At 40.1% G+C, this 8236-nt stretch carries 9 protein-coding genes; 8 read left to right on the forward strand and 1 reads right to left on the reverse strand.

Features of this window, described 5'->3' with window-relative positions:
- The first annotated feature begins 416 nt into the window (after positions 1-416).
- From IRT38_RS04960 to IRT38_RS04990, 7 genes are all read left to right on the forward strand, one after another.
- The gene (locus IRT38_RS04960) at positions 417-2345 is read left to right on the forward strand and encodes a DEAD/DEAH box helicase (RefSeq protein ID WP_004964392.1); all 1929 of its coding nucleotides are present in this window, start codon (positions 417-419) and stop codon (positions 2343-2345) included.
- Positions 2346-2768: 423 nt separating this feature from the next.
- The gene (locus tag IRT38_RS04965) at positions 2769-3587 is read left to right on the forward strand and encodes an ABC transporter ATP-binding protein (RefSeq protein WP_194597103.1); all 819 of its coding nucleotides are present in this window, start codon (positions 2769-2771) and stop codon (positions 3585-3587) included.
- Positions 3584-4360, forward strand: coding sequence for a lipid asymmetry maintenance ABC transporter permease subunit MlaE (mlaE, locus tag IRT38_RS04970; RefSeq protein WP_004909424.1), 777 nt, complete (start codon positions 3584-3586; stop codon positions 4358-4360). Before IRT38_RS04965 ends, mlaE begins: the two co-directional genes overlap by 4 nt.
- A complete protein-coding gene (locus IRT38_RS04975) occupies positions 4360-5034 on the forward strand; it encodes an outer membrane lipid asymmetry maintenance protein MlaD (protein ID WP_004909422.1) in 675 nt (224 codons plus the stop codon). Before mlaE ends, IRT38_RS04975 begins: the two co-directional genes overlap by 1 nt.
- Before the next feature lie 19 nt (positions 5035-5053).
- Entirely contained in the window at positions 5054-5686 is a 633-nt protein-coding gene (locus IRT38_RS04980; protein WP_194597104.1) for a phospholipid-binding protein MlaC, read from the forward strand.
- An 11-nt stretch (positions 5687-5697) separates the two neighbouring features.
- On the forward strand, positions 5698-5985 hold the full coding sequence (locus IRT38_RS04985; protein WP_194597105.1) for a lipid asymmetry maintenance protein MlaB: 288 nt from the start codon (positions 5698-5700) through the stop codon (positions 5983-5985).
- Positions 5986-6048: 63 nt separating this feature from the next.
- The gene (locus tag IRT38_RS04990; protein ID WP_194597106.1) at positions 6049-6597 is read left to right on the forward strand and encodes a hypothetical protein; all 549 of its coding nucleotides are present in this window, start codon (positions 6049-6051) and stop codon (positions 6595-6597) included.
- A gap of 50 nt (positions 6598-6647) precedes the next feature.
- Here IRT38_RS04990 and IRT38_RS04995 read toward each other — a convergent pair whose 3' ends face one another.
- Positions 6648-7661 carry a CorA family divalent cation transporter gene (locus IRT38_RS04995; protein ID WP_194597107.1) on the reverse strand — a complete coding sequence of 338 codons (1014 nt, stop codon included), beginning with the start codon at positions 7659-7661 and terminating at the stop codon, positions 6648-6650.
- 173 nt (positions 7662-7834) lie between these two features.
- On the opposite strand from IRT38_RS04995, the gene IRT38_RS05000 reads away from it, so the two are divergent.
- A partial coding sequence (locus tag IRT38_RS05000) for a TIGR00730 family Rossman fold protein (RefSeq protein ID WP_194597108.1) occupies positions 7835-8236 on the forward strand: 402 nt, incomplete at its 3' end.

Consider the following 8236-nt stretch of genomic DNA (forward strand, 5'->3'; position numbering starts at 1 on the left):
GTTTTTTATTATGATCTGATAATAATGAAGGAGTTATTTTTATAATTTCATCTTCTTTAATCGGTCAGATACAAATAATAAAGGTGATCCAGTAGAAAAACCTATTAAAAAGGGTGACTTTTAAAATTATTCTGCTATAATCCGCCCACGCACTTAAATTCCAGTTCATTACCTGAACATTCAGTTCTATTCATATTATGCGCACGCTGTCCATAGAGAGGACCACATCTTGCGCCCAAATCGCTTAGCGATTCTTCAGGTTGAGGCAGTAATCAAGCGTGCGTTAGTCCACATCGTCGTTATCCGGATTGCCGCTGAATTTCATATATTTTCAGCTTGAGTCGCTTTGCCGCTTTTTGCCGATGTCTATTTTTTGTATTTATTAAAATGGAGCACCCATTAGGGTGAAACTCTCTATGAGCAAAACTTTTGCCGAATTTTCTTTGCACGAAACCTTACAACAAGCCCTAGAAGGTTTAGGTTTTACTAGTCCAACTCCTGTGCAAGAACAAGCGATTCCAGCTGCGTTAGAAGGAAAAGATCTATTAGTTTCTAGCCAGACTGGTTCTGGTAAGACAGCAGCATTTTTACTCCCAACATTAAACGCTTTAACTGGTCAAGAAACTTTCGTGCCATTTAAAGAGCGCATGAAAGCGATTACCCAACCAAGTATTTTAGTTTTATGCCCAACGCGTGAATTGGCTCAACAAGTAAGCCAAGATGCGATTGCATTTGTACGTCATATGAAAGGTGTTCGTATTGCTGCAATTATGGGTGGTATGCCTTTTGGTAAGCAAATTCAACAGCTTAAAGGCGCGCAAGTTATTGTTGCTACTCCAGGTCGTTTACTTGACTTGGTTAATCGTCGTCAATTGAAACTTGATAAAGTTGAATCTTTAATCGTCGATGAAGCTGACCGTATGCTTGATCTAGGTTTCTCTGAAGATCTAGAAGCAATTGGTGAGTTAGCTGCAAACCGTAATCAAACATTAATGTTCTCTGCTACTTTTGCTGATCGTATTATTCGTCTTGCTGAACGTATGATGAATGATCCACAACGTATCGCAATCGAAACAGGCCACAGTACTAATACTGATGTAACTCAAACATTACATTGGACTGATGGTTTTGAGCATAAGAAAAAATTACTTACACACTGGTTATCTGACGAGTCAGTAGATCAAGCTGTTGTATTTGCAAGCACGCAAGAAGATACAGACATGCTTGCTGAAGAGTTAGCTGAAGCAGGTCACTCTGTAGTTGCGTTGCATGGTGCTATGCCACAAACAGTTCGTAACCGTCGTTTACGTAGTATTCGTGAAGGTCGTGCAAAAATCTTAGTTGCAACTGATGTTGCGGCACGTGGTTTAGACGTACCAACCATTTCTCACGTAATTAACTTCGGTTTACCGATGAAAAATGAAGACTATGTACACCGTATTGGTCGTACAGGTCGTGCGGGTCGTACAGGTCAGGCGATTACACTTGCGACTTATCGTGAACGTGGCAAAATCCGTGCTTTAGAAGATTATTTAGATGCACGTTTAAATGTGTCTGAGATTGAAGGTTTAGAGCCATCTCCACCTCCTGCACGTTCAGGTCGTGATGGCGGTGGTCGTGGTCGCGGTGGTCGTGATGGCGGCGGTCGTGGTCGTGGTGGTTTTGGTGGCGGTCGTCGTTTTGAAGGCGAAAGCAATTTCAAACGTCGTGAAGGTGGTGATGATCGTCCACGTCGTAGCTTCGATGATAAACCACGTGGTGAACGTCCATCATTTGGTGGTGAAGATCGTCCACGTCGCGAATTCAATTCTGATCGTCCACGTCGTGAAGGTGGTTTTGAAGACCGTCCACGTCGTAACTTTGATGATAAACCACGTGGTGAACGTCCATCATTTGGTGGTGAAGATCGTCCACGTCGCGAATTCAATTCTGATCGTCCACGCCGCGAAGGTGGTTTTGATGATCGTCCAAAACGTACATTTGGTGGTGAAGATCGCCCACGTCGCGAGTTCAATTCTGATCGCCCACGTCGTGAAGGCGGCTACAACGATAAACCACGTTTTGACTCGAATGATGACAACCGTGGTAATCGTGTAGATTATAAACCACGTCGTGAAGGAAGCTTCGGTGATCGTCCAAAACGTGATTTTGGTGATCGTCCAGCGCCTCAACGTGAAGGTGGCTTCGGTGACCGTCCAAAGCGTAGCTTTGGTGGTGAAGATCGTCCAAAACGTACATTCGGTGGTGAAGACCGTCCTAAGCGTAAATTTGGTGAAGATCGTCCAGTACGCGGTACACGTGAAGAAACTTTCGGTGGCGACCGTCGTCGTAAAAACGACTTCTAATCGTTAAAAAAACGATAAAATGAAGAAGCCAGTTGAAAAACTGGCTTTTTTATTACTTGATATTCATGTAGAATCGGAAAAAATGTGTTCTAGTTCAAATTTTATATAAAAAATGAAAAATGTTAAGCAAAATAACAGTTTTGTTGCTCAAGCATGGTTTTTCGTTTGCAATGAAGGGCTACCGTGTCTATTTGTCATTCTCATGTTATGTAATGGATTATTCTTTGCATATGCATTATTCGATGAAAACAATTCTGATAGTTTTAATGCCAATAATACGATGCATGTTGCAAGTGAATCAGCGTCTAAGAATAACTACATAAATTAAATAATCTTGATACATCTCTTATCAAAATAAAAACAAGTGCTTAATCTTTCAGTGTATAGTATGCGTGCATAAAAAGTGCAGGAATGAATGCCCTTATGAATAATAAAACTCCTCGCGATACTGAAGCCTTAATTGAAGTTAAACACTTGAGCTTTAATCGAGGGGAACGTGTCATTTATGATGATGTTTGTCTCAAAATTCGACGTGGTCAGATTACTGCAATCATGGGGCCATCAGGTACAGGCAAGACAACACTATTAAGACTCATTGGTGGACAATTAACTCCTGATCGGGGTGAGGTTTTACTCGATGGTAAACATATAGCTGCGATGTCTCGTTCTGAGCTATTTACTGCTCGTGCGCGTATGGGAATGTTATTTCAAAGTGGTGCGCTGTTTACTGATATGTCGGTATATGAAAATGTTGCATTTCCGATACGAGCTCATACGAAGTTACCTGAACATATCATTGCAGAACTTGTTGCCTTAAAGCTTGAATCTGTTGGTTTACGCGGTGCAGAACAGTTAATGCCATCAGAACTTTCTGGAGGCATGAATCGTCGTGTTGCTTTAGCACGTGCGATTGCACTTGATCCAGAATTGATTATGTATGATGAACCTTTTGCTGGGCAAGACCCGATTGTGAAAGGTGTTTTAACTCGATTAATTCGTTCTTTACGTGAAGCATTAGATTTAACAACGATTATCGTATCGCACGATGTGGCAGAGACCTTATCGATTGCTGATTATATTTATGTTGTTGCTGAAGGTAAAATTCAGGGTGAAGGTACACCTGAACAATTAGAAAATCATGCTTCACCATTTGTGCGCCAATTTTTAACAGGCTCAGCTGAAGGACCTGTCGAATATCAATTTACTCATCAAGCTTATTTAGATAACGAGGTTCGTCCATGAATACGATTGCCTGGTTAGGTAGACTCGTTATTGAGCGGGTAAAAGGCATTGGTGCAGCGTCACTAATGTTGATTCAGATTTTATTTTCAATGCCATCCAAAGGCGGATTTCAGCGTTTTATCTACCAAATGTACCGTGTCGGAGTGATGTCATTATTGATTATCTCTGTCTCTGGTTTATTCATTGGTTTGGTACTGGGTTTACAAGGCTATTCGATTTTGGTGAATGTCGGTAGTGAAGCAATGTTAGGGACGATGGTGTCTTTGACATTACTTCGTGAGCTTGCACCTGTAGTCGCTGCATTATTATTTGCAGGACGTGCTGGTTCGGCGCTTACTGCTGAAATCGGTTCGATGAAACAGAGCGAACAGCTTGCCAGTATGGAAATGATTGGTGTTGATCCGTTAAAGCAAATCGTTTCACCACGTTTATGGGCAGGTATTGTAAGTTTACCGATGCTGACTGTCATTTTTGCTGCAATTGGTATTGTCGGTGGAAAATTAGTTGGTGTTGATTTCCTCGGAGTGGACGAAGGTTCATTTTGGGGTGGAATGCAAAGTAGTGTGCAATTTGGACATGATGTTGTTAATGGCATTATCAAAAGCGTAGTGTTCGCATTGATTTGTACATGGGTAGCGGTATATCAAGGTTATGCCTGCGATCCAACTCCAGAAGGTATTGCGACGTCGATGACGAGAACGGTCGTGTATTCTTCACTTTGTGTATTAGGTTTTGATTTCGTGTTGACTGCGGTCATGTTCGGAGGGATTTAATGAAATCACGTACTAGTGAGCTGGCCGTAGGTATTTTTGTCATTATCTTCGGTATCGCTCTATTTTTTCTTGCAATGAAAGTCAGTGGTTTAGTTGGCACAAATTTACGTGATAGCTACAGCATGACAGCGCAGTTTGACAATGTGAATGGTTTAAAACCACGTGCAAAAGTTACGATGAGTGGTGTAACGATTGGTCGTGTTGAATCTATTACATTAGATCCAATCACACGTTTAGCGACTGTGAAATTCGAATTGGATGGTAAGTTAACGAGCTTTAATGCTGAGCAGTTAAAAGAAGTTCAGAAGAATGCACTTGAGGAATTACGCTATAGCTCTGATTATCAACAAGCTGATGCTGCGAAACAAAAAGAAATGGAACAGCAACTGATCGGTAACATGACCTCCATCACGAGTCTGGACGAAGATGCTTATATAATGGTAGCAACCAATGGCTTATTGGGTGAAAAATATTTGAAAGTCGTACCAGGTGGTGGTGTCAACTACTTGAAACGTGGTGACGTCGTTTCAAACACTCAAGGCACAATGGATTTAGAAGATTTAATCAGTAAATTTATTACTGGCGGTGCGGGTAAATCCACATCAAGCTCATCAACAGAAAGTTCAGCTTCTCAACCTGCTACGGATGATGCAGAACCTTCGTTTGTTGAGTAATTCAGGTTAGGAGATTGAAGTGAATACATTATTGAAACAGACACTGACAGCAAGCGTATTATCGACAATGCTTGCGAGTGCCGCTTTTGCAGCGCCAAAAGAGACCCCACCTGATTTCGTAAAACGCGTTGCAGATGGCTTAATTACTCGTTTGAAAGCTGATAAACCGAAGTTGCAAAACAATCCAGCTTTGGTCAGAACGATTATCCGTCAAAATCTTGATCCATATGTAGATTCGCAAGCATTTACTCGTATCGTATTGGGTACTTATGCAAATAACCAATACACGAATGCTGCACAACGTGCTCAGTTTGAGAAAAACTTCCGTGAAGTGATTATCGAAAACTATGGCGGTGCTTTCGCGAAATATACTAATGAAAGTTATACAATGCGTCCGTTTAAGTCGACTAACAGCAAAAATCCTGTGGTGACTTTAGACTTTATGCATAATGGCGAGAAGATCCCTGTGTCATTCCAATTAACGGACAAAGGGGATCAATGGAAAGTGCGTAATATCAATGTTTCTGGTATTGATCTAGGCTTACAATTCCGTAACCAGTTTGCTGCTACAGTTCAGCGTAATGGTGGAAATATTGATAAAGCGATTGCGACCTTTAAACCAGATGCTGATGCTGCGGCTAGTAAAAAGTAAGGTGGTGATGGGTGATCCAATATATTGATCAGCAATTAATTGTGTCGAAAACAATTGATTTTCAAAATGCGGAACAGGTCTATCAAGCAGGCTTAAAACATATTCAACAGCATCAAAATTTTCCTTTGGTTGTTGATTTAGGTCAGCTTGAGCAGGGCAATACTTTATCTTTGGCTGTTTTGGTGCAATGGCTGCGTCAGACACCTGAAAATAAAGGGCTGCATTTTAAAAATGTGTCTGAGAAAATGCTGAAAGTCATCCAAGCTTGCCATCTACAAGATGATTTGAAATTGATTTGATATCATCTTATTCATCGAGAAAAGAGAGTTACCTAACTCTCTTTTTTTTGTTTTGGGGTAGAAATGGGATATGTATCTGATATGGAAAGAATACGTTCAACAATAGTCAATATGGTAATCAGTAATGACATATTTAATGATGATTGTAATATTTATTATTTTGAAAAAGAGGATGGGACAAAAAGACATCAAGCTGTAAGCACATTGCGTGATGATGTAAATTTACATGTTATTTTTTCAATACCTACAAATACACATAATATTTATATTACGGTTTCTGATGGCGATGCTAGTTTAATCAGGCAGTTATTTGCAACACTTGAAGATATTGAAGGACATGAGCGAATAGGTATTGGTTGTGTCCAGTTGTTTGATGACACTCGCCTTATCGAAAATGATGTAAGAGGAATAATCTTATTGCCAATTATTACATCGAATATTTTAAATTTTTTACCCACTCAACTCGAAATTAATGAGGTAAATTATAATTTTATTCTTGTTGTTTTCTTAAGCACGAAAGAATATCAGCAATGGAAAACTAAAGGACATGATGCTTTAATTGATTATTTTATTGAAAATAAAAAAGATCTTGTCGCATTTGATTTATCATAAAAGGGTTAGAATATTTTGACGTTAGCCAAAATATTCTAGATATAAAAACATTAAATCCATTTCTTCCAGCGGAAGTACACCATTGGGAGGACCAAAAACGCCATCAAAATAGCAGTGACGATCCAGAAACTCAGACTGCCATGAGCAAACGGCAATACATCGGTATTCATCCCGTAAATGCTAGCAATCAACATCGGTGGTGCAAGCATACTGGGTAAAATCGAGAATCGACGAATCGTGTCATTTTGTTCGGTGTTAATGAAGCCTGATGTGGTATCCAGTAAGAAGCGGACTTTCTGGAATAAGAATGCATCATGTTCGACCAGTGAACGGACATCCTCACTTAATTCTCGAATGTCGGCATCATAAATATGACTGCCTAATGCACGCGGGCGAGATAAAAAAGTAAGAACTCGACGCAAATCAATCAAACATAATTGTGCTTTTCCAAGCATATCTTCTTGTTGTGCTAGGCGTGTAATCATGTCATCTAGATCTAAGATCTTTTCACGATGATGATTATTGAGTACTTCTGTGGAGTATCTTTCTAAGTCTTTGTGGATATCTTCTAAGATATCCGCAAGTTCATCAAGCTTTGCTTCTAGTAACCCTAATAAGATCCACGTCGGATCTTTATAGTCCATATCATAGTCATTGCGACGCGCACGGGCACGGAATGCACGGAAAGCGACGAGCTTCTCACCACGCATGGTAAATAAACGGTCTTTATGCAAAATAAATGAGACGGTTTGTACCATTGCAAGCATATGTGATGAGTCGTCAGTTTCACCATCTACCTGATAATTTTTATTCTTTGTTAAAAAATATGTACTGATATGCAAGATACCATCATCATCACGGTAAAATCGTGCGGATGAGGAAATGTCTTCAAGTGACTTTAAGGTGGGTAGGTTTCGCTCGTAAGCATCAAATACCCACTGTTGTTCTTCTTGAGATGGAGCAATTAGATCAATCCAAACCAATTCAGGGTGGAGATCAAAACTCCCATTGATTGTTGCATCTTCTAGACTACCGCGCTCTGTGGCATAAAAGGCTTCAAGCATGTCTTTTTTCCTCGCGCAGCCAATGTGAGATTTTCAGCATTGTACCGAAAACCAGCGTGTATTTTAGACAAGGATGAAACGAAAAACACTTGCCTAAACGTTAATTTCTAAAAAATCTTGTTACACAGCCTACTTTATCAGCATGACAGTTATATAAAAACGGTTTTAATTGTATGAATTCTATATGTGTTTTTTGCGGTTCTTCTCTCGGTAATGATGTGGTTTATGAACAAATCACTCAAGCAACAGGTCAAATAATTGCTGAACAAGGTTTGACCCTTGTGTATGGTGGTGGTCGTTCTGGCTTAATGGGTGTGGTTGCCAATAGTGTGCTTGAAGCAGGTGGAAAAGTGATTGGTGTTATTCCTGAAGCTTTGGTTGATCGTGAGCTTGCGCATGCTGAACTTAGCGAACTATATGTTGTGAAAGATATGCATGAACGAAAAACCAAGATGGCTGAATTGGCAGATGGTTTTATTGCATTACCTGGCGGTGCAGGGACTTTGGAAGAAATTTTCGAGCAGTGGACATGGAATCAATTAGGGATTCACCAAAAGCCTTGTGCATTTTTAAAT

The sequence above is a fragment of the Acinetobacter sp. SK-43 genome (genome assembly GCF_015351505.1).
GTDB lineage: Bacteria > Pseudomonadota > Gammaproteobacteria > Pseudomonadales > Moraxellaceae > Acinetobacter > Acinetobacter junii.

Excerpts from the sequence above, each read along its gene's own strand:
- mlaE (WP_004909424.1), top strand. The coding sequence starts at position 3,584 with ATGAATACGATTGCCTGGTTAGGTAGACTCGTTATTGAGCGGGTAAAA.
- IRT38_RS04990 (WP_194597106.1), top strand. The coding sequence starts at position 6,049 with ATGGGATATGTATCTGATATGGAAAGAATACGTTCAACAATAGTCAAT.
- IRT38_RS04960 (WP_004964392.1), top strand. The coding sequence starts at position 417 with ATGAGCAAAACTTTTGCCGAATTTTCTTTGCACGAAACCTTACAACAA.
- IRT38_RS04965 (WP_194597103.1), top strand. The coding sequence starts at position 2,769 with ATGAATAATAAAACTCCTCGCGATACTGAAGCCTTAATTGAAGTTAAA.
- IRT38_RS04975 (WP_004909422.1), top strand. The coding sequence starts at position 4,360 with ATGAAATCACGTACTAGTGAGCTGGCCGTAGGTATTTTTGTCATTATC.
- IRT38_RS04995 (WP_194597107.1), bottom strand. The coding sequence starts at position 7,661 with ATGCTTGAAGCCTTTTATGCCACAGAGCGCGGTAGTCTAGAAGATGCA.